Below are 20,324 nucleotides of genomic sequence, written 5' to 3'. Positions count from 1 at the left end.
AGAAGTGGCTGGAACCTTACTGGAGCTTTCAGAAGGGCAGGATCTGCTCGCCAAAGAGCTCCGCGTGGCGCCGGCGCAGGCCTTGGCGCCGGAAGTTGCCGCCTTCAGGGCCGGCGTGTTTTCCCCACAGCCCTTCCCAATAGAAGTAGACCGCGCCAAAGCCGCGCTGATGGGCCAGCTGCAGCTTGCGGTGCAGCTTGGTCATCGGTGTGGTGCGTCCGCCAAAGCCAGCCAGGATGCCGATGTGCACGGGGATGCCCCAGCTTTGGGCCCGTTGAATCGCGCTTTGGCCTAAATCGTTTTGGAAGCCTTTGAGCGAGTAGGCGTAGTTCTGCACGATTAGCTCATCCACCAGGCCCCGCACAGCCCAGATCTCCCAGTCTTGAAGCCACTGGTTGTAGGCAAAGCGAAAGGGGCCCGGCGAGAGGCTGATGCGCTCATTGCCGCCGCTCTCGGCTAGGGCGATCCGCAGGCTGAGCAAGAGTTCGGTGAGCTTGCCCCTGCGCCAGTTCATCCAGGCCCGGTTGCTGAAATCGGCTGGAGGGTCTTCGCCGGTCTCGCGGCGGTAGAGCTGGCGCGTGTAGTTGTCGTAGCCGAGCTCCACCGGCCAGGCGAAATGGTCATCGAGCTGGATGCCATCGGCGTTGCAACGGCTGGCGATCTCTGTGATCAACCCCACAAACCGCTCTTGCACCCCTGGATGGGCAGGATTGAGCCACACCCGCAGGTCTTTCAGGGGCGAGGTTTTGAGGTTGGCGCCATGCATGGCGTAGAGGCTTGAGCCATCGGAGCGCTTCAGCACCCACTCGGGGTTTTGCTGCACGACCGCAGCATCAGCCGGCTCCATCAGCCCGTATTCAAACCAGGGGATCACCTGCATGCCCCGCTGCTGGGCGCTGCGCGTCAGGCGGCAGATGGGGTCCAGATCAGGAGCGTCGCGCTGCAGTTGTGGCTCCATCGGTGCCCAGCGGCTGCGGTGAAAGGTGGCGCCTCTGCTCCACACATTGGGGTAGAGCGTGTTGAACCCAGCGGCATCAAGCTGCTGCACAGCGCGCTCAATGCGCTCGGGGTCGTAGTACAGCGGGCTAGGGCTGTTGGTGAGCCACACCCCCACGCGGCGGAAGTCGGCGCGCGCTGGAGCGGAGATCAGGCTCAGGGCCAAGCTGGCCAGCAGCCCACAGGCGCTGAACCGGCGCAGCCGTGTCACCGAAACATCGAGCTGACTGAGCTCTCCTCGTGAATCCGCCAGATGGTTTCGCCGAGCATGTTGGCGACCGAGAGCATCTGCAGCTGCGGGAAGCGGTCCTCAGGTGCCACTGGGATGCTGTTGGTGACCACCACCTCTTCAAACAAGCCGGGCTCTGCGAGCCGCTCAACGGCAGGGGGTGAGAACACGGCATGGGTGGCGCAGGCGATCACCCGCTTGGCCCCTTGCTGACGCAGCAGCTTGGCCCCTTGGGAGATCGTGCCGCCGGTGTCGATCATGTCGTCCACCAACACGGCGGTTTTGCCGCTCACATCACCAATCACGGTGAGGCTTTCGGCCACGTTGTGGGCGGAGCGGCGCTTGTCGATGATGGCCAAAGGAGCGTCGTCCATGCGCTTGGCGAAGGCCCTGGCGCGGGCCACGCCACCCACATCGGGTGAGACCACCACCACTTCGCCGAGATCGCGGGTGGCCAAGTAATCCACCAGCACCGGAGCGCCGTAAATGTGATCGCAAGGAATGTCGAAATAACCCTGGATCTGCGCGGAGTGCAGGTCCATCGCCAGCACGCGGTTGACCCCGGATTCCTTCAGCAGGTTGGCCACTAACTTGGCAGTGATCGACTCGCGGCCTGCTGTTTTGCGATCAGCGCGGGCGTAGCCGTAGTAGGGGATCACAGCGGTGATCTGCCTGGCCGAAGCCCTGCGGCAGGCATCCACCATGATCAGCAACTCCATCAGATGGTCATTGACCGGAGCGCAGGTGGGCTGCACAAGAAACACATCGCAGCCGCGGATGGATTCTTGAATTTGGATATAAAGCTCGCCGTCAGCAAACCCCTTGCTGACCCGTGGACCGACGGGAATGCCGAGATAACCAGCGATTTCCTGAGCCAGAGCGGGGTTGGAATTGCCGCAAAACAGACGAAGTCTTGAACTGTCGACCGCTGTTGTTGTCGGCACGCTGCGCTCGGTGGCCACGTAACTGGTCACGGTACTGGCCCAGGCCTCTCAGACTTCGATGGTAGAAGCGAGCCTGCACCTTTGACAGCTATCGAGCGTCTGTTCTGTTGCAGTCCCCATGGCAGTGCTGTGATGCCGGCGCTGGCCCAGGCCTGGGATCAGCTCAAGTGGGGGCCCCAGCGCTGGTTGGAGGCCGGCTCAACCATCCAAAACCTGGCGCCCAAGGGTGAACGGCTACTGCTGCTCTCCGCTGGCGCAGAGCTGGTGGATTGGGCCGAAGCCGTTGCGGCTTGGCGCCTGCCAACGCTGCTGTTGATTCCAGCTGGTGAGCGCCTGCGGGCTGAAGCGGCTCTGCATTACGCCCTGCTTCAACAGCAGCAGGTGCCTGTGTTGGGCCTGTTGCAGGTGGGGGAGCCATGGCACCCCGCTGATCGCCAGGGCGATGCCTTGCCTTGGTTGGGTTGCTGGAACCCTGATGAGCCCCAAGAGCTGGCCGCCTTTGGCAGCCTGCTGCAGCAACGTTTCCTGCAGCTCGATCCCTCCCAGGGGGCTTAAGGCCTAGGGGCGCCAGTCCTGTCCCAGCAGCACCGCAATTCCCGTATCCGGTGGAGTGGGCCCAGGTTGCAATTCGCCCTGCCCGAGGGCGCGCTGCACCGCCAGCGCTTCAGCTCGCCCGCCGCTGTAGCGAATCAAGGTGCGCGGCAGCGGGGCCTCCAGCGGCAATTCCGCCTCATAGGCCGGTTGGCCCGCGCGCCTGAGTTGGTTGAGGGCTTGGCCAGTGCTGATGGCATCACTGCCCATCACGGCCACGGCGGTGTCGCTGTCACTGGGGGGGCGCTGGCTCAGCCAGCGCTCCAGCACGCTGCCTGCTTGGCCTTGATCCAGCCTCGGGCTACCCCCCTCGCTTTGCAGCGGCAGCCGGGTGATGCGCATGCGGCTGGGTTGCTGCAAGCCAGCGGCCAGCAGGCTCAGGATTTCACCTTTGGAGAGGTTGGTGCTGCTGGTGTTGTTGAGCTCTTGCAGCAATTCGGGTAGCAAGGGCACCACGGCTGGATCGCCAAGCCGCTCAGCCATCGGCAGCAGCAGTTCCTGTTGGCGTTGGCGCCTCGCCCCTTCACTGCCGGTGCCGCGCAGGCGCAGCAGCTGCAGGGCCTGCTCGCCGCTGAGCCATTGCTGGCCGGCTTCGAGATTGATGTTGAGGCCTCCGGCTTTGTCCTGGTAGCGCAATGGGGTTTGCAGCAGGAACGGGACGCCTCCAGCGGCATCAATCGCTGCGCTGAGGCTGTTCATGGGGATCAGCGCGTAGCGGTCGGGCCGCAAGGGCTCGCCAGAGCCCCCCAGCAGTTGGCTCACCACATCGCTGGTGAGGGCAATACCGCCCAGTTGATAGAGCTCCTGCAGGGGCACCAGTTGGTTCTGGCCCGGGAGCAGCACCTCCAGCTCACTGGGAATCTGCAGCCAGTCCATCCCGCCTGTGGGGTGGACGCGGAGCATCAGCATCAGCTGAATCTCGCCTTCGGCCGGGCTGCCCAGGTTGGGCTGATCGAGGCCTAGGAGCAGCACGGTCTGCGCTTGGCCTGGTGGTTCGGCTAGGCGGCTGATGGCAGGCCGCTGCTCATCGAGCGAGATCGTTTGCCTGGGGATCAAGCGGTCGGCCACCCACACGCCGGCCAACAAGCCGCCAAAGGCCAGGCTCACCCGCCAAACAATGCGTGTGCTGCGGCGGAGATCGGCCCAGGCACCCATGGCATACGGCAACGGAGTGGCAGATAGTTTGGAGCCTGTGGTGATCTCTGTCTGTTGACCCTCGCCCCGCATCAAAAGGCCAAGCCGATGGCCAGGGGCACGGTGCGTCCGGCCAAAGAGCTGTGCAGCGACTGCGGCCTCTGCGACAGCCGTTGGGTGGCCTACGTGCGCCAGGCCTGTGCCTTTATCCATCAGCAATTTGAGTCGCTGGAGCGCAAAGCCCACGGCCGCAGCCGCGATCTCGACAACGAAGACGAGCTCTATTTCGGCGTCAGTGAGCGGATGTTTTGCGCCCAGCTGCAGCAGCCGCTGGAGGGTGCCCAATGGACGGGCATCGTCAGCACCCTTGGGGTGAGGGCCCTCGAGCAGAACCTGGTGGATGCGGTGCTGTGTGTGCAGCAGAGCCCAGAGGATCGCTTCACGCCGATGCCGGTGCTGGCCCGCACGCCAGCTGAGGTGTTGGCCGCGCGGGTGAACAAGCCCACCCTCTCTAACAACCTCTCGGTGCTGGAGCAATTGCCAGGCAGTGGCATCAAACGCCTGCTGGCGATTGGGGTGGGTTGCCAAACCCAGGCCCTGCGAGCTGTTCAAGACAGCCTTGGCCTGGAGGAGCTCTACGTGCTGGGCATGCCCTGCGTGGACAACGTCAGCCGCGAAGGCCTGCAGACCTTTTTGGAGAGCACCAGCCGTTCACCCGAGACGGTGGTGCACTACGAGTTCATGCAGGATTTCCGTATTCATTTCCGCCACAGCGACGGCAGCACCGAGACCGTTCCCTTCTTTGGGCTGGACACCCCCAAGCTCAAAGATGTTTTTGCTCCCAGCTGCCTCAGCTGCTTTGACTACGTCAACGCCTGTGCTGATTTGGTGGTTGGCTACATGGGTGCGCCGTTCCAATGGCAATGGCTGGTGGTGCGAAACCAGCGTGGCCAAAAGCTGTTGGATCTGGTGGAGTCTGAACTCAACACCCAGCCGGTGATGAGCTCAGGCCAGCGGGCCCAAGCAGTGCAACAGGGAATTGATGCCTATGACAAGGCCCTGCGGTTGCCCCGGTGGTTGGCCGAAGTGGTCGGCGTGGTGGTGCAGCGAGTAGGACCGAAGGGTCTGGAATATGCCCGCTTCTCCATCGATTCCCATTTCACGCGCAACGCCACCTGGCTGAGGCGCCATCACCCAGAGAAATTGGCGCAGCATCTGCCGGCTTTCGCTCAGAAGATCGTTAGCCGCTATCGCCTGCCGCAGCCATGAGCGGCCTGCGCCAGTTGCTCGGCGGCCGCCGTCAGGTGGGCGTGCTGTTGCACGTCACCGCCTTGCCCAGTGGAGGTTTTGGGGCCGGGGCTCAGCAGTGGTTGCAGCTGTTGAGCCGACACCGCGTTGGGGTGTGGCAGGTGCTGCCGTTGGCACCCACCGATGGCACCGGCTCGCCCTACAGCTCCCCCAGTGGCTTTGCGCTGAATCCAGCGTTGCTGGATCAGCGGGATCCGCTGCCGCCATGGACAGCCCAGAGCACGGCGGATTACCGCCAATGGTGTAAGCAGCAGCGCCATTGGTTGCAAGACCACGCGCGCTTCATGGTGCTGCGCACCCGCTTTGAGCAGCAGCCCTGGTGGCAATGGCCTGAGCCGGCAGCTCGCCGCTCCAAAGCGTTTTTGCGTCAGCTGGATCGTGAGGAAGCCACGGCGATTGAGGCGGAAAAGCAACAGCAGTGGTGGTTGCAGCAGCAATGGCAGCGCCTGCGTGATGCTGCCACCGATTGCGGGGTGCAGATCCTGGGTGATCTGCCGTTTTATGGAGCCCATGACAGCGCTGATGTCTGGAGCCTGCCGCAGCTGTTCAGCCTGCGGCGTGACGGCAGCCTCGAGCAGCAGAGCGGTGTGCCGCCGGATTATTTCTCAGCCACTGGCCAGCTCTGGTCGACGCCGGTGTATCGCTGGAGCCGTCATCGGCTCAATGGCTACCGCTGGTGGCTGAAGCGCCTCGAACGGCAACTGGAGTTGTTTGATCTGCTGAGGATTGATCACTTCCGCGCACTCGCCGGCTACTGGAGTGTGCCTGGAGGCGATGACACCGCGCAAAACGGCCGTTGGCTGCCATCCCCCGGCCTTGCCATCTTGAAGCGGTTGCAAAAACGATGTGGTGGCCGCTTGCCGCTGATCGCGGAGGATCTGGGCGTGATTACTCCGGATGTGGAGGCCTTGCGTGATGGCTTGCAGCTGCCAGGGATGAAGGTGTTGCAGTTCGCCTTTGATGGCGATCCAGCGAATGCCTACTTGCCCCATAACTTCGCTTCGGGGTCGTGGGTGGCTTACACCGGCACCCACGACAACGCCACGGCGATCGGCTGGTGGCAACAGCTCAGTGATCAGCAGCGCCAGCAGGTGCAGTCGGTTCTTGGTCACCCCGTGGAAGCACCGGGCTGGGAGCTGTTGCGTTTGGCCCTGGGATCCACGGCGGATTTGGCGGTGGTGCCACTGCAGGATTTGATGAGCCTGGGGGATGAGGCCCGTTTCAATACCCCAGGCACAGCCTCAGGCAACTGGAGCTGGCAATTACAGGGTGATCTCGATGCGCTCGATGGGCACCTCAGCGGTTTGCAGCAACTGGCGGCTTGCTACGAGCGAGGTTCAGGCGCACCCCAGAGCGGCACGGAATAGGTGTTGGGTTTGGCAGGATCCGCCTTAAGGGGTTGGCCGTTCCATTGCACGCCAACGTCTTCAGGCGTCACCCCTTCGGGCAGGGTGAGCTGCAACGTTCCTTGCGCCGGCTGAACTGTTGAGCTGGGATTGTCGTTGCTGGCGAGCCGTTCAAGCGGTGATGGCGGGGTTTGCTGCAGTGGCAACAAATCCGGGTGCAGCCGCAGCAGCTGCTCGTTCGCGGAGATCTCAGGCCGCTGGCCCACCTCGCTCGCTTTGACTGGATTGGCAGCGATCGGCTGCAGACTTTGGCGATGGGCCAATTGCAACTGGCGGTGCTGCAGGTTCAAGCCATACACCACACCGGCCACCAGCAGGCTGTAGGCAATGGTGCCCTGCCAGGTGTTGAACAGTTCAATCGAGCTCAGGGTGAAGCGGGTGAGCGGGCCGTGGCGGCGACCAAATCGGTTGGTTTGCTTTGGCAGGTTTTGCTGCAGCGTGGCAACGATCTCATCGGCATCGAGCTCCAAGCGATCGGCCAGCTTGTCGATGATGGTGCGCAGGAATGCTGTTTCCGGGAGGCGATCACTCCATGCTTTCTCGAGCGCTTCAATCACCGGGGTGCTGACCCGCGTGTCGAGCGCCAGCTGACGCATGGTGAGGTCGAGGCTTTCGCGTCGTTCACGCAAGCGATCACCCAATTGCTGCAGCTGAACCTGGGGATCGCCGAGATCCAATTCGCCAGCCACGCCTCTGCTCTTGCGGCCAGAGAAGCGCTGGCGCAATGCGGTGATCGGTGCGCTGAGGCTGGCCATGGTGGAACGAACGCCGCTCAATGCTGCCTGGATTCTTGACGGGATGCCGCCAATGTGACGGCATTCAGCGCCGCCTGTTCGTCTGGATGCAGCCGCCGCCAGTGGCCGCTGGGTAGGTCGCCCAGCTGCACTGGGCCGATGCTGACCCGCAACAGATCACGCACCGGGTGTCCCAGTTGCTCTGCCACACGGCGGATTTGGCGATTGCGGCCCTCCCTCATCACCAGCTCTAGCTGGCTGTGATCGGTGTCTTGCTGCAGTTCTCGTACCTCGGTTGGCCGGGTGGGTCGGCCATCGAGCAGCACTCCATGGCGCCATTGCTGCAACACGGCGCTATCGGGATGGCCACTCACCCAGATGCGGTAGCTCTTGCGGTGGCTGAAGCGGGGGTGGGTGAGGGCCAAGGTGAGGGCGCCGTTGTTGCTGAGCAGCAAGGCACCTCGGCTGTCGCAATCCAACCGCCCCACCGGATGGAGCCCCTGCCCTTCGGCGAGTTCGGCGGGCAGCAGATCCAGCACCGTTCGCCGGCCACGGGGGTCGAAGCAGGTGCTGTGCACCCCCCTGGGTTTGTGCAGCAGCACCGTGAGCTCATCAGCTGGCGGCGGCACCAGCTCGCCATCCACCAAGATGCGATCACGCAGCGGATCGCCTTGATCCCCTGGGCTGGCCGGGCGGCCATTGAGCAGGACGCGGCCTTGGCGCATGAGCTCTTCGGCCCGCCGCCTTGAGCAAACACCCGCTTGGGAGAGCACCTTTTGCAGACGTTGGCGCTGGCTGCTCATGCCTTGTTGGCTGGCAGCGAGAGCTGCACCACCGCTCCGCCATCGGGGTGATTTTTAGCCTTGATATGGCCGCCATGGGCATGGGCGATCTGCTCGACGATGGCCAGGCCCAGCCCACTGCCCACCCGCTTGCCCCGCGAGCGTGAGGGGTCCCCGCGGTAGAAGCGATCAAACATGTGCTGTAGATCTTCCGGGCTGAAGCCATCGCCGCTATCGCGCACTTCAATGCGCTCCCAGCGGCCCTCCTGCCGTAGCCGCACTTCGACCGAGGTTTCATCGGGGCTGTAACGCAGGGCGTTATCGAGCAGATTGAGCAGGGCCCGGTGGAGTCGTGAGGCATTGCCGCGCACCGGGTGGCTGCCACTGCTTTCGATCACGAGCTCAACGCTGCGTTGCTCAGCGAGTGGGGCCAAGCTTTGCCAGGCCTGGCTAGCCAGCTCACGGATTTCCACTCTGCCCATCGATTCCACCCGGTTGGCCGCCGCGGAGGATTCCAGTCGATTGAGCTCGAGCAGGTCGGCCACCAATTGCTGCAGGCGGTTGAGCTCCCGCTGAAGCCGCTCGATTTGAACCTCTTGTTTTCGATCTGGATTGAGGGCCAGCGTTTCGGTCACCAGCGAGAGCGCCGTGAGCGGTGTGCGCAGCTCATGGGCCACGTCGCTCACCCAGCGTTGGTGCAGGTCTTGTTGGGCTTGGAGAGATTGGCGGCTTTGCAGAAACACCCCAATGGAGCCGTTGCGCCCTGCGATGGCAATGGCCTCGAGCGGTTCGCTGCGGATCGGCTCAGGATGCAGTGGGGTGGGGCTCACGGTGCTGTTGGTCCAGCTCACCCGTTGACGCCCATCACCGGAGCGCGCTTTGCGCACCGATTCTTCCAATTGGTGGCAGCGCACCACCTCAAGAAGATAGCGGCCTTTCACCACTTGCTCGCTGCTAATGCCCAGCAGGCGGCGAGCACGGCCATTGAGATGCTGCAGGCGGTTGGCACGATCAAGCACCAAAAAACCTTGAGAGGCCTCCTCCAACCAATCGAGCAACTGCCGCGAACGAATCGCCTGTTGACGCGGCCGGCCCAGCCAGCGACGCAACGTCTCAATCATCCGAAGCGGTAGCCGAACCCGCGCACGGTGAGGATGTAAACGGGCGCACTGGGATTGGTCTCCAACTTCTCGCGTAGCCAGCGGATGTGGACATCAACGGTCTTACTGTCACCCATGAAGTCGATGCCCCAAACCCGCTCAAGCAACTTGTCGCGACTCCAGACCCGTTTGGGGCTTTGCATGAACACCTCAAGCAGGCGGTATTCCTTGGGGGAGAGGTTCACCTCTTGGCCGCCGCGGGTGACGCGGCACTCCTCGGGATAGAGCGTGATGTCTTCGAAGCGCAGCACTTCTTTGGCGCCGCTATCGCCATTGCGGGCGCTGCGCCGCAGTAGCGCGCGGCAGCGGGCCACCAGCTCGCGCATGCCAAAGGGCTTCACCAAGTAGTCGTCGGCGCCAATCTCCAGGCCCACCACCCGATCGGTTTCACTATCGCGGGCGCTCACCACGATGATCGGCGTTGAAAAGCCGCGGCGGCGCACATAGCGGCAGACATCGAGGCCGCTGACGCCAGGGAGCATCAGGTCGAGCAGAACTAAATCGCAGGAGGGGTTATCTGGTGATCCCTTGAAACGCTCCAGTGCTGTGCTGCCGCTACCAACGGCATCCACTTCAAAGCCTTCGCTACTGAGGGCCTCGGCAATGGTTTCGCGGATGGTGTCATCGTCCTCAACGACCAAGAGCCGTGTCGGTGGTGCCTGGGGCGGAGGGCTGACGGCCACGGAAGCAGGGCGGATTAGCTCTACGTAAATGTTAATCGTGTTATTTGGAGGCTCAAAACGGGCTCACCGAAGATCTGCAGATTTCAGTTGGCTTAGAAAAATTCGTCGAAGTTGTCGAAATCGACGGCGCGGAAGCGTCCTTCTTCCACTTGAACCATCAAGCGCTCCAGCTGCACCCAAAGGGCGCCCCCGGTGAGCAAGGACAGCAGCGTGGCGATCAGCAGGGCAGCCCCTGATGCAAAGCCGAACACCTGCAGCGAGGCGCCAATGAACAAGGTGGTGCCCACCAACACACCGCTGTAGCTGATCGTGATTTCGGCATTCCCCAACGGCAACAGGGCGAGACGATCCTGCTTCCAGGCATCCAGCTTGTTTTGAATCAAGCGCGAGAAGGTCAGTCCGCAAAGAACGCCAATGGCCAAACCCAGCCCTGCCACCAAATAAGGCGGCTGCGGCAGGCTCATCAACGGCAGATCAAAATTAAAGGTCTCGTAGTCCACTGGTGGCCTTAAGGGAGCTGCACGTTAAAGGCTGAGTTGCTGCCACCAGTCGCCCGCCAGCCGAGCCGGGCTGAAGCGGCGGCGCACCAAGGTGGCCAGCGCCTGGATGTCATCGGTGTGTAGCCGGCCATCGCGAACCAAAGCCAGCAGCAGCCGTTGGCGCAGACCGTGGCCTTCTTTGCCCACCATCAGCTTTAAGCCAGCCCCAGCGACCGGGATGAGATCGGCAGGATTGCCATCGGTGCCCACCACCTCCAGCAGGTTCTCCAGCCTTTCCAGTTGCAGCCGGCCTTGGCGATCAAACAGCACATCGAGCAGCTTGTGCCGCAGCTCTTCGGTGTCAGCCGCGAGCAGGCGTTTGGCCACATAGGGATAGGCCACACGGATGATGCTGAATTCCGGCTCGAGCCGCAGGGCGAGGCCCTCCTGGCTGACCACCGCGCGAATGATCAGCGCAAAGCGAGCCGGTACCCGGAAGGGGTACTCAAACATCAGCTCCGAGAAGCGATCGGTGATCGTTTTGAAGTTGAAGTCTTGAACGCTGTCGCCCAGCTGTCCCCCCAGTACGCTCTCGAGGGCTGGTACCAGCGGCTCGAGGTCGGTGCCGGGTTGCAAGAACCCCAGCCGCACAAAGTCGTGGCCAAGGGCGCGGAAGTCTTTGTTGATCAGATGAACAACGGCATCGGTCAACGTCAGCCGATCGTCGTTGCTCAGCATGTCCATCATGCCGAAATCGACGTAGCCAAGCCGGCCAAATCCGTTGGGGCCGCCAGAGAGAGCGAACAGATTGCCGGGATGGGGATCGGCGTGGAAATAGCCGAATTCGAGCAGTTGCCGCAGCCCTGAGATCACCCCAGCGCGCACCAAGGTGGTGGGATCGAGTTGGTTGCGCTCCAGCACCTCCCGGTTCTGCAGCTTCACCCCAGCTAGCCAGGTTGTGGTCAGCACGCGGCGGCTGCTGAGCACCCGCTCCACCTCAGGCACCACCACGGTGGGATCGTTTTCAAATAGCTGGGCGAAGCGTTCGGCGTTATCGGCTTCGAGCTCGTAGTCGATTTCGCGAAATAGCGTCTGACCAAACTCATCAACGATGGCGGTGAGGTCGTCGCCGAGGTTGAGCGGTAGGAACGGTCCTGACAGCTGAGCCAGCAGGCGGATAACGGCCAGGTCCAGCCGCAGCCGCGGCTCCAGATCAGGTCGCTGCACCTTGACCGCCACCCAGCGGCCATCGAGCAGCTTGGCTTTGTAAACCTGACCGAGGCTGGCCGCCGCCACCGGATGATCCGGGAAGGTGGCGAAGAGTTGCTGGGCCGGTGCTCCCAATTCCGATTGGATGGTGGCCAGGGCTTTGCTGTGATCAAACGCCGGAAGGTCATCCTGCAGGCGAGTGAGTTGCTCGAGCCAATCGCGCTGCACCAGATCCGGTCTGGTGGAGAGGGACTGGCCCAACTTGATGAAGCAGGGCCCCAGGCCTGTGAGCGTATGCAGCAAACGCTTGCCCAGACGGCGCTGGACAGCCCGATCCTCACTGCCGCCTTGAACCACCAGGGTGAGGCTCAAGCCGCCGAGCTGCCAGAGCACCACCACCAGGCGGCCCACCAATTGATGCAGGGGAACGGGGTACTGGCGGTGAATGGCAGGGCTCAGTGCTGGGCAGACTCTAGAAACTGCGCTCAAGTCGTCGAGGTTGCTGCGTCCATCCCGCTGGCCATTGGAGCAAGCCCTTGCCAAGGCGGCTGGTGCATCCCGCCTGTTTCTGCATTTGCCGGCCCATCGCCGTGGTACTGGGCGGCCGCCTTCTGCTGTTGCCCTGCCCTGGTCTTACGACCTGCCCGAGCTTCCTGACATTGGTGGACCACTCGAGCCGGATGGCGCCGTTGCCGAGTCCCAGCAACAGCTGGCCCAATGCCTTGGAGCTGAGCGCAGCTGGTATGGCGTCAATGGCGCCAGTGGGTTGCTGCAGGCCTGCCTGCTGGCAGCCGCGCAACGGCCTGGGCAGCTGCTTTTGCCGCGCAACTTGCACCGCTCGCTGTTGCACGGTTGTGCCTTGGCTGGCGTTACCCCAGCGCTGTACAGCCCGCCAATCGATCCGCTCACGGGGCTGTGGCAGCCCTTGCCTCCTGAGCAGTTGGAACGGTTGCTCAGGCAGGCCGGCCCGGTGTCGCTACTGGTGTTGGTTTCACCGACCTATCAGGGTCTAGCCAGTGATCTGCCGGAGCTGGTGGCGATCGCCCATCGCTATGGCGCGGCGGTGCTGGTGGATGAGGCCCATGGCGGGCACTTCGGCTTTGATTCCAGCCTGCCGGTCTGCGCTCTCGCGGCAGGCGCTGATCTTGTGGTGCATTCGGTTCATAAAAGCTTGGGCGGCTTGGGCCAGAGCGCGGCATTGCACAGCCAAGGCGCAGCCTTTGCGCCCGCGGCGCTCGAGCAAGCCCTGGGCTGGCTGCAAACCAGCAGCCCCAGTGCTGTGTTGATGCTCAGCGCCGAGCAGGCCTACCGCCATCACTGTTCGGCCACAGGCGGGCGGCAACTTCTCGCGCGGCTGCAGCAGGCCCAGGTTTTACGGGAGCAACTCCTGGCTGCCGGCATTCCGTTGTTGATGAATGACGATCCCTTGCGGCTGCTGCTGCACACCGGCGCCTGGGGATGCTCCGGAGCCGAGGCGGATGCCTGGTTACTGCAGCGCGGTGTGATCGCTGAATGTCCCGAGCTGCTGAGCCTCACCTTTTGTTTGGGCTTGGGGCCTAGCCGGGGGCTGGGCCGGCAACTGCGCCAGGCCCTGCAGCAATTGCGTCAGGCCAAAGGGGCCCCTGCTTTGCCGCCGGTGCAGCCGCCACCGTTTCCTTTGATCAGCCGCCTGGCCCTCTCGCCGCAGCAGGCCTGGGCGCAACCATCGCAAGCCTTGCCATTGGGCCAGGCCAGCGGGCGCATTGCCGCTGAATTGCTCTGCCCCTATCCGCCAGGAATCCCGGTGGTGCTTCCAGGCGAGCGGCTTGAGCCTGTGCGCCTGGAGTGGCTGCAGCAGCAGCAGCGGCTTTGGGCCGGGCAGATCCCTGATACGGTAAGGGTTCTGGTCTGATTGCAGTGGCCCTTCAGGAGCCATACCAGTGGGATTTCGTGACCCCCGGTTTGCCCGATGGGGTCTTTAAGGCAGCTCCTGGGTTCAGTCCCACGCCGATGGAGCTGCGGGTGATTCTGCTGGCCTATTTGCGCCCGAGGCCCGATTCAGTGGTGTGGGATGTGGGCGGCGGCACCGGTGCCCTGGCCCTCGAGATCGCCCGTCTATTGCCAGGCGGCCGGGTGCAGGCCCTCGAGCGGGATCCAGAGGCGATCGATCTGCTGGAGCGCAACCGCGCCCGTCTTGGTATCCAAAATCTTGAGGTGTTCGCCGGCCAGGCGCCGGCCGATCTCGCCAAGCTGGCCCCTGCTCCAGATCGGGTGGTGCTGGAGGTGGGGCGTCCCTTGGGCGATGTGCTGCGAGCCGTTTGGGATGCCATGGCTCCAGCCGGCCGGCTGGTGATCAGCACCACCAGCTTGGAGGGCTTGGTGGATGCCACCGACCATCTGGGTCAATTGGCAGCCAATGATGTGCAGGTTTCTCAAGCCACTGTTCATCGCATGGTGCGGCGCAGCAATCAAACGCGCTTGGCCGCGGCAGAACCTCTGTTCGTGATTGCGGCCGAACGTCACCCATGAGTGGCTCGAGCCGATGGTTGAGCGGTCTGGCGGCGGCGGCCTTTGGCCTGTTGATCGTTGGGCTGGGGGGCTGGTGGTTCACCCTCAGCCTGGGGGTGATCGTGCATTTGGCCTTGCTGGAATTTTTCCGGCTGGCCCAGTTCAAGGGCATTCGCCCGGCCAGCAAAACCACCTTGGTGGCCTGTCAGTTGCTGTTGATCATTACCCAGTTGGCCCCGGGAAGTCCCTGGGCGGCTGCGGTGCTGCCAGTGGCGGGTTCAGTGATCTGCGGCTGGCTGCTGCTGCAGCCGGTCACCGGCACGATCGCAGACATTGCTGCGTCGATCTTTGGCCTTTTCTATCTGGGCTTTTTGCCCAGCCATTGGGTGCGGTTGCGCGATCTCAGTGACGCTTGGGCGGCTCCCCAATGGCCGCTCCATCCAGGGCTATCGATCACGCTGTTGGCGTTTGTGCTGATTTGGGCGGCTGATTGCGGGTCCTATTTGTGGGGTAGCCGTTTTGGCCGTACGCGTCTTTCGGAGGTGTCACCGGGAAAAACGGTGGAAGGGGCGTTGGCGGGCGTGGTCGCCACGGTGATCACAGGCGCTGTGGGCGGTTGGTTGTTGGGGTGGCCCTTGGGGCCTCTGCTCGGTGCCGGCCTGGGGGGCTTGGTGGCGCTGTTTGCCCTGGTGGGTGATCTCACCGAATCGATGATGAAACGCGATGCCGGTGTGAAGGATTCAGGCGCCTTGATTCCAGGCCACGGCGGCATTCTCGATCGGGTGGATAGCTATTTGTTCACTCCTGCAGTGGTGTTTTACGCCGTCACCTTGGTATTGCCTTTGGTGGGCTAGCCAGCCGCTTCGGGGCTCACCACAGACCGCCCCCGCAGCGTCAGCTGAGCCGCTTGCAGCTCTAGCTGCTCCAGGCTGATGGCGGGATCCATCGGCACCACCAAGGTCTGGTGTTGGTCGCGCAGGCTCAGCTCTCCGGCTTCCAAAACGCACTGGCATGGCACTGGGGTCGCCGCTGTGCTGTGCAGCAAAACCTTGCCCGCTTGAATCTCTAAGCGCTCCAGCGGCTGGCCACCTAAAAACACACTGCTGAGTTCAGCGCTGAAGTCAGCCAGGACTGGGCTTTGCAGGCAGCCGGTGAGGCCGGATTCGCTGAATTGCACCCAGCCCTTTACTGCAAAGCTTTGGCGCAGCTGCAGCGGTTGGCCTTTGAGCAGCGCTCCTACATCGAGATCAATTGGTTCGCTGCTGATCTCCACCTGGTCAATGGCGAGGTCTTGAAACACCACGCCCTTGGCGTGAACGGTGGCCCCGGCCAGGTGGCCCTGCAGCAGGCGCCAGAGGGAGCCTTGCAGCTTGAGATCGAGGTGCTCCAGCTGGCTGCACACGCTTTTGAGCCAGAGCTTGATGGCTTGGCTGATCACCCCCAGCGCCGGCCCGCTCATGGGGTCATCCAGGTGCGGGCCACCAGCTCGGGTTGGTCGAGATGGGGCAGGTGGCCGCAGCCTTCCACCAGTTGCAGCCGATCTCCCAGCAGGGCCTCAGCGGCGCGCTTCTGCGGTGCTCGCAGGATGCGGTCTTGCGCGCCCCACAGCACTTGAATCGGCGCGGCTGGCAATGGCGCACCAACCCCGGCAAAGCCACCGCTACGGGCAAAACAGGCAAGGGCAGCTGCCCAGCCTGGGGTGTTCAGATGCAGGCTAGCGATTTCTTCTTCCGCTGGCCCCACCGCTGCATCGGGATCGGCAAAGGCTTGGCGGCAGAGGCCGCGGCGCACAGCAGGCAGGCCCAAGAAGCCGGCCCCCAACCGATCCAGCAGCGGCGGCAGTGGCATGGGTTTGCCGGTGAGCCCCGCTGGAGCGAGCAGCAACAGTTTTTCGATGCGCTGCGGCTGGGCGTCTTGAAGTTCACGGGCCAGCACCACGGCCACCGAGCCCCCCATCGAGGCACCGATCAGGCCAATGGGGCCTTCTGGCATTTGCTCGGTGATGGCCAGCAGATGCTGGAGCACGGCTGATGGGTTGTAGCCAATGCCCTCAGGCCTTGGCGTGAAGCCAAAGCCAAACAGGTCGGGGATCCAGAGTTGATAGCGACCTGCCAGTAGCGGTGCCAGGCGCCTGAACTCCAATAGGGAGCTATCAAAGCCATGGAGCAGCAACACTGGCTGGCCTTCGCCGAGCACAGCAACCGGCCAGCGCAGGGCTGGATCCAAGCCGGGCAAATCCAGCTCCAGCCAGCGCACAGCCTTGGCTAACTCCCGCCCTTGCGGATCGATCAGCTGCTCGGCAGCGGCTCTTAGTGCGTCAGACATCCCTGGCTGCTGCTCACGAGGGCGGAGAGCAGATCATCGGGAGACACCGGGAAGGGCAGATGGTGTAGATCGGAGCCTTCGCGGCAGGCAAAACGGCACACCTCTTGCAGTTCCTGCAGGCTGGCGCCAGCGAGCCCCAGCTCCTCCAGGCTCACGGGCAACTGCAACTGACGGAAAAAGCTGAACAGCTGCCGGCGGGCTTGGGCCGCCAGTTGGCTTCCCCCTAGCTGTTCTTCCAGCCGTAACTGCACCAGGATGCCAAAGCCCACCTTCTCGCCATGCAGCACGCAATGGCAGGCGGCCAATTGCGTCAGGCCGTTGTGAACCGCATGGGCGGCCACTGTGCGGCAGCGGGCCCCGCCGATCCCGCCAATCAGCCCGGCGGTCAGGCCGCTGGCTTCAGCCACGCGCTGCCAGGCCTCAGAGCCCGGATGCTCGATCGCTTCTAGCCCTTCTAGCAGCAGTTGATCGCGCAGCACGCGGGCTTGTTGCACGGCCTGTTGCACCAGCCCATCGCTGCTGGAGCCGCTGCTCACCGATGCCTCGTACCACTTGGCCATCGCATCGGCGATGCCGCTCGCCAGGGTTCGCGCTGAAGCTTTGACCACCAGATCGTGGTCAAAGATCAACAGCTCGGGGCAGTGACGCAGGGCCACATCGCTTTCAAAGGCCCCTTGCGCTGAATAGATGTTGGCCAGTGCGGTCCAGCCGGCACAGGTGGCGGCGCTAGTGGGCACCGTGATGCAGCTCAAACCCAGCCGGTCGGCCAGCAGCTTGCCGGCATCGAGCACCTTGCCACCGCCGGCCGCCAAGACCGCATCAGATCCGCAGGCGGTGATCTCAGCGGCTAAGCGCTGCAGATCCTGCTCGCAGCAATCAAATTCCAGCTCACCAGTGGAGACCGACAGGCCTGTTGCTTCGAGATCGCTTTTCAGGTTTTGGCGCAACTCCGCTGTTGCAGCGCTGCGGCCCAGCACAAATGGCTTTTGGCTCAGCGCGGCAATCAGCGGCAGCGCTTCACCCCAGGCGCCATGTCCGCGCAGCACGTTGGCTGGGGCAATGGCGTGGGACGAGATGGAGCTGCTCATGGCCTCAGCCTACGAATCAGCTCTCTGCTGTTGCGCTTCAAACGCTGCTGCTGGCCAGCTCCTGCGGAGCGCTGGTGGTACCGCCGGGGCGGATCACCACCTGCTTGTCGTCGTCGACATCCACCAGAGCGGCTTCGCCTTCCTTGAGGCGGCCGGCGAGGAATTCCTCGGCCAAGGAGTCTTCCAACAAGCGCATCACTGCACGGCGCAATGGGCGGGCGCCGTAGGCGGGGTTGTAGCCCTCTTCCACCAAGCGCTCTTTGAAGGCTTCGGTTACCGAAAGAAGGATGCCCTTCTCCTTCATGCGGTTGAAGACCTCGCGCAACATGATGTCGGCGATCAGCTTCACCTCATCACGGTTGAGCTGACGGAAGACGATGATCTCGTCGAGGCGGTTGAGGAACTCAGGGCGGAAGTACTGCTTGAGCTCTTCATTCACCAACGAGCGGATCCGGTTGTATTGAGTTTCCTCAGCGTCGTCGCCGCTGAACTCAAAGCCGAGGCCGCCGCCGCCTTTCTCGATGACTTTCGAGCCAATGTTCGAAGTCATGATGATCAAGGTGTTCTTGAAGTCCACCGTGCGGCCTTTGGAGTCGGTCAGGCGTCCGTCTTCCAGCAGCTGCAGCAGCAGGTTGAACACATCGGGGTGTGCTTTTTCGATTTCATCGAAGAGCACCACGGTGTAGGGCCGGCGGCGCACCGCTTCGGTCAGTTGACCGCCCTCGTTGAAGCCCACATAACCAGGAGGCGAACCGATCAGCTTGCTGACCGTGTGGCGCTCCATGAATTCGCTCATGTCGAGGCGAATCATGGCTTCTTCGCTGCCGAAGAAATAGGACGCCAGGGCTTTGGTCAGCTCGGTCTTACCAACACCGGTGGGGCCGGAGAAGATGAAACTCGCAATCGGGCGATTGGGGTTTTTCAGGCCGACGCGGGCGCGGCGGATGGCCTTGGACACCGCTTTGACAGCCTCGTCTTGGCCGATCAGGCGCTGGTGGAGGGTTTCCTCCATGTTCAGCAACTTGGCCGATTCGGTTTCGGTCAACTTCTGAACAGGAACCCCAGTCCAGGACGCCACGATTTGGGCGATGTCCTCTTCATTCACCACGGGGCTGTTGTCCTGAGCGGTGTCAGCCGTTGCGGTGGTGGCGGCTGGCGCTGGTGCATCGGCCGCTGCGGAATCGGCTTCAGACGCGTCACTGCGGGCGGCTTCATCGCGGCGGTTCTGGGTGATGCCGCGGATCTGCTCGCGCAGCTCCACCTCTTTCTCGCGCAACTCACCAGCTTTGGTGAAGTCCTGCTCGCGAACTGCGGTCTCCTTCTCTTTTTGGACCTCGCGTAGCTGCTTATCGAGCTCTTTCGCTGCTGGGGGCAGCTTGGAATTGAGCAGGCGCACGCGGCTGCCAGCCTCATCGATGAGGTCGATGGCCTTGTCGGGCAGGAAGCGATCCGAGATGTAGCGATCGCCGAGGGTGGCGGCGGCCACCACGGCATCGTCGGTGATCTTGAGCCGGTGGTGTGCTTCGTAGCGCTCACGCAGGCCCATCAGGATTTCGATGGTGTCCTCAACGGAGGGTTCGCCAACGTTGACGGGCTGGAAGCGACGCTCGAGGGCGGCATCGCGCTCGATGTGCTTGCGATATTCATCAAGGGTGGTAGCCCCGATGCACTGCAGCTCACCACGTGCGAGGGCTGGTTTGAGGATGTTGGCGGCATCGATGGCGCCTTCAGCAGCACCAGCACCGATCAAGGTGTGCACCTCATCGATCACCAAGATCACGTTGCCGGCGCCACGGATCTCATCCATGATCTTTTTGAGGCGCTCTTCAAATTCGCCCCGGTATTTGGTGCCAGCCACCAACAAACCGATGTCCAGTGTCAGAACACGCTTGTCTTCGAGGATGTCGGGAATTTCACCAGCGTTGATCCGCTGAGCCAAGCCTTCGGCAATGGCGGTTTTGCCAACGCCAGGTTCACCGATCAAGACGGGATTGTTCTTGGTGCGGCGGCCCAGGATCTGGATGACGCGATCAATCTCGTTGTGGCGACCAACCACAGGATCGAGCTTGCCGTCGCTGGCCAGCTGGGTGAGGTTGCTGCCGAACTCGTCGAGTGTTGGGGTCTTGGTGGAACCCTTGCCGCCACCGCCGGTGGCCACCTCAGCGGTTTCGCCGAGCATGCGGATCACCTGGGTGCGCACCTTGGCCAGGTCAACACCGAGGTTCTCCAGAACGCGTGCGGCGACGCCTTCGCCTTCGCGGATCAGGCCCAAGAGCAGATGCTCAGTGCCAATGTAGTTGTGGCCGAGCTGACGGGCCTCTTCGAGGGAGAGCTCCAGGACGCGTTTGGCGCGGGGGGTGAAAGGAATCTCCACCGCTACAAAGCCGGAGCCGCGACCAATGATTTTTTCGACTTCAACGCGAGCGTCTTTGAGGTTGACGCCCATGGACTTCAAGACCTTGGCCGCAACACCGGTGCCTTCCCCAATCAGACCCAAGAGGATCTGCTCGGTGCCAACGAAGTTGTGACCAAGACGCCTGGCCTCTTCTTGGGCCAGCATGATGACCTTGATGGCCTTCTCGGTAAAGCGCTCAAACATGGAGCCTGGGGCCGCTCAGAGTGACAACACGCTATCAGGATTGAAGGGGTTGTTGCAGGGTGAAAACCGATGGAACTTCGCAACATCAAAGTTTGCAGGTTTTGAAGGCGCTGCTCTCAGTGAGACCCAAGTCACAGCAACGTTTTTTATCGCCGTTAGCAACACTTAGT

19 protein-coding genes are annotated in these 20,324 nt (G+C 62.8%); 6 read left to right on the top strand and 13 right to left on the bottom strand.

Annotated elements, in window-relative coordinates:
* Window positions 1-28: 28 nt before the first annotated feature.
* Together SIB46_RS04430 and SIB46_RS04425 are read right to left on the bottom strand one after the other, a co-directional pair.
* Window positions 29-1,198, bottom strand: coding sequence for a glycoside hydrolase family 10 protein (locus tag SIB46_RS04430; protein WP_413297707.1), 1,170 nt, complete (start codon window positions 1,196-1,198; stop codon window positions 29-31).
* Between the two features lie 5 nt (window positions 1,199-1,203).
* The gene (locus SIB46_RS04425) at window positions 1,204-2,199 is read right to left on the bottom strand and encodes a ribose-phosphate pyrophosphokinase (RefSeq protein ID WP_413297328.1); all 996 of its coding nucleotides are present in this window, start codon (window positions 2,197-2,199) and stop codon (window positions 1,204-1,206) included.
* A 51-nt stretch (window positions 2,200-2,250) separates the two neighbouring features.
* On the opposite strand from SIB46_RS04425, the gene SIB46_RS04420 reads away from it, so the two are divergent.
* Complete coding sequence (locus SIB46_RS04420; RefSeq protein WP_413297327.1) at window positions 2,251-2,724, top strand: hypothetical protein; 474 nt, start codon at window positions 2,251-2,253, stop codon at window positions 2,722-2,724.
* Between the two features lie 3 nt (window positions 2,725-2,727).
* Here the strand turns inward: SIB46_RS04420 and SIB46_RS04415 are convergent, their stop codons facing one another.
* On the bottom strand, window positions 2,728-3,915 hold the full coding sequence (locus tag SIB46_RS04415) for an LCP family protein (protein WP_413297326.1): 1,188 nt from the start codon (window positions 3,913-3,915) through the stop codon (window positions 2,728-2,730).
* A gap of 87 nt (window positions 3,916-4,002) precedes the next feature.
* On the opposite strand from SIB46_RS04415, the gene SIB46_RS04410 reads away from it, so the two are divergent.
* Together SIB46_RS04410 and malQ are read left to right on the top strand one after the other, a co-directional pair.
* On the top strand, window positions 4,003-5,163 hold the full coding sequence (locus SIB46_RS04410; protein ID WP_413297706.1) for a Coenzyme F420 hydrogenase/dehydrogenase, beta subunit C-terminal domain: 1,161 nt from the start codon (window positions 4,003-4,005) through the stop codon (window positions 5,161-5,163).
* A complete protein-coding gene (malQ, locus tag SIB46_RS04405) occupies window positions 5,160-6,569 on the top strand; it encodes a 4-alpha-glucanotransferase (protein WP_413297325.1) in 1,410 nt (469 codons plus the stop codon). The genes SIB46_RS04410 and malQ overlap by 4 nt, the downstream gene beginning before the upstream one ends.
* Here malQ and SIB46_RS04400 read toward each other — a convergent pair.
* The 6 genes from SIB46_RS04400 to SIB46_RS04375 form a co-directional block, all read right to left on the bottom strand.
* Window positions 6,527-7,384, bottom strand: coding sequence for a helix-turn-helix domain-containing protein (locus SIB46_RS04400; RefSeq protein WP_413297324.1), 858 nt, complete (start codon window positions 7,382-7,384; stop codon window positions 6,527-6,529). The two genes, malQ and SIB46_RS04400, sit on opposite strands and share 43 nt — an antisense overlap.
* Window positions 7,381-8,145: a pseudouridine synthase gene (locus tag SIB46_RS04395; RefSeq protein ID WP_413297323.1), complete on the bottom strand. Its 765-nt coding sequence runs from the start codon at window positions 8,143-8,145 to the stop codon at window positions 7,381-7,383. Before SIB46_RS04395 ends, SIB46_RS04400 begins: the two co-directional genes overlap by 4 nt.
* A complete protein-coding gene (locus SIB46_RS04390) occupies window positions 8,142-9,245 on the bottom strand; it encodes a sensor histidine kinase (RefSeq protein WP_413297322.1) in 1,104 nt (367 codons plus the stop codon). Before SIB46_RS04390 ends, SIB46_RS04395 begins: the two co-directional genes overlap by 4 nt.
* Window positions 9,242-9,982, bottom strand: coding sequence for a response regulator transcription factor (locus SIB46_RS04385; RefSeq protein WP_413297705.1), 741 nt, complete (start codon window positions 9,980-9,982; stop codon window positions 9,242-9,244). The genes SIB46_RS04390 and SIB46_RS04385 overlap by 4 nt, the downstream gene beginning before the upstream one ends.
* 77 nt (window positions 9,983-10,059) lie before the next feature.
* A complete protein-coding gene (locus SIB46_RS04380) occupies window positions 10,060-10,431 on the bottom strand; it encodes a hypothetical protein (RefSeq protein ID WP_050815531.1) in 372 nt (123 codons plus the stop codon).
* Between the two features lie 60 nt (window positions 10,432-10,491).
* Window positions 10,492-12,048 carry an ABC1 kinase family protein gene (locus tag SIB46_RS04375; protein WP_413297704.1) on the bottom strand — a complete coding sequence of 519 codons (1,557 nt, stop codon included), beginning with the start codon at window positions 12,046-12,048 and terminating at the stop codon, window positions 10,492-10,494.
* A gap of 52 nt (window positions 12,049-12,100) precedes the next feature.
* On the opposite strand from SIB46_RS04375, the gene SIB46_RS04370 reads away from it, so the two are divergent.
* The 3 genes from SIB46_RS04370 to SIB46_RS04360 are packed head-to-tail and all read left to right on the top strand — an operon-like array spanning window position 12,101 to window position 14,996.
* Window positions 12,101-13,546 carry an aminotransferase class I/II-fold pyridoxal phosphate-dependent enzyme gene (locus SIB46_RS04370; RefSeq protein ID WP_413297321.1) on the top strand — a complete coding sequence of 482 codons (1,446 nt, stop codon included), beginning with the start codon at window positions 12,101-12,103 and terminating at the stop codon, window positions 13,544-13,546.
* A 38-nt stretch (window positions 13,547-13,584) separates the two neighbouring features.
* Window positions 13,585-14,163, top strand: a complete 579-nt coding sequence (gene cbiT / locus SIB46_RS04365) for a precorrin-6Y C5,15-methyltransferase subunit CbiT (protein WP_413297320.1) — start codon at window positions 13,585-13,587, stop codon at window positions 14,161-14,163.
* Window positions 14,160-14,996 (top strand): phosphatidate cytidylyltransferase, encoded by an 837-nt coding sequence (locus SIB46_RS04360; RefSeq protein WP_413297319.1) that lies wholly within the window; start codon window positions 14,160-14,162, stop codon window positions 14,994-14,996. The genes cbiT and SIB46_RS04360 overlap by 4 nt, the downstream gene beginning before the upstream one ends.
* Here SIB46_RS04360 and SIB46_RS04355 read toward each other — a convergent pair.
* The 4 genes from SIB46_RS04355 to SIB46_RS04340 are packed head-to-tail and all read right to left on the bottom strand — an operon-like array spanning window position 14,993 to window position 20,154.
* Window positions 14,993-15,601 (bottom strand): DUF2993 domain-containing protein, encoded by a 609-nt coding sequence (locus SIB46_RS04355; RefSeq protein ID WP_413297318.1) that lies wholly within the window; start codon window positions 15,599-15,601, stop codon window positions 14,993-14,995. The two genes, SIB46_RS04360 and SIB46_RS04355, sit on opposite strands and share 4 nt — an antisense overlap.
* A complete protein-coding gene (locus SIB46_RS04350) occupies window positions 15,598-16,467 on the bottom strand; it encodes an alpha/beta fold hydrolase (protein WP_413297317.1) in 870 nt (289 codons plus the stop codon). Before SIB46_RS04350 ends, SIB46_RS04355 begins: the two co-directional genes overlap by 4 nt.
* Window positions 16,452-17,555 carry an iron-containing alcohol dehydrogenase family protein gene (locus tag SIB46_RS04345; protein WP_413297316.1) on the bottom strand — a complete coding sequence of 368 codons (1,104 nt, stop codon included), beginning with the start codon at window positions 17,553-17,555 and terminating at the stop codon, window positions 16,452-16,454. The genes SIB46_RS04350 and SIB46_RS04345 overlap by 16 nt, the downstream gene beginning before the upstream one ends.
* A gap of 37 nt (window positions 17,556-17,592) precedes the next feature.
* Window positions 17,593-20,154 carry an ATP-dependent Clp protease ATP-binding subunit gene (locus SIB46_RS04340; RefSeq protein ID WP_413297315.1) on the bottom strand — a complete coding sequence of 854 codons (2,562 nt, stop codon included), beginning with the start codon at window positions 20,152-20,154 and terminating at the stop codon, window positions 17,593-17,595.
* Between the last annotated feature and the right edge of the window lie 170 nt (window positions 20,155-20,324).

Source organism: Synechococcus sp. MIT S9452 (assembly GCF_047304245.1).
In the GTDB taxonomy this organism is placed as follows: domain Bacteria; phylum Cyanobacteriota; class Cyanobacteriia; order PCC-6307; family Cyanobiaceae; genus RCC307.
The sequence above is the reverse complement of the archived record's forward strand: the minus strand, read 5'-3'. Positions and strand labels throughout refer to the sequence as shown.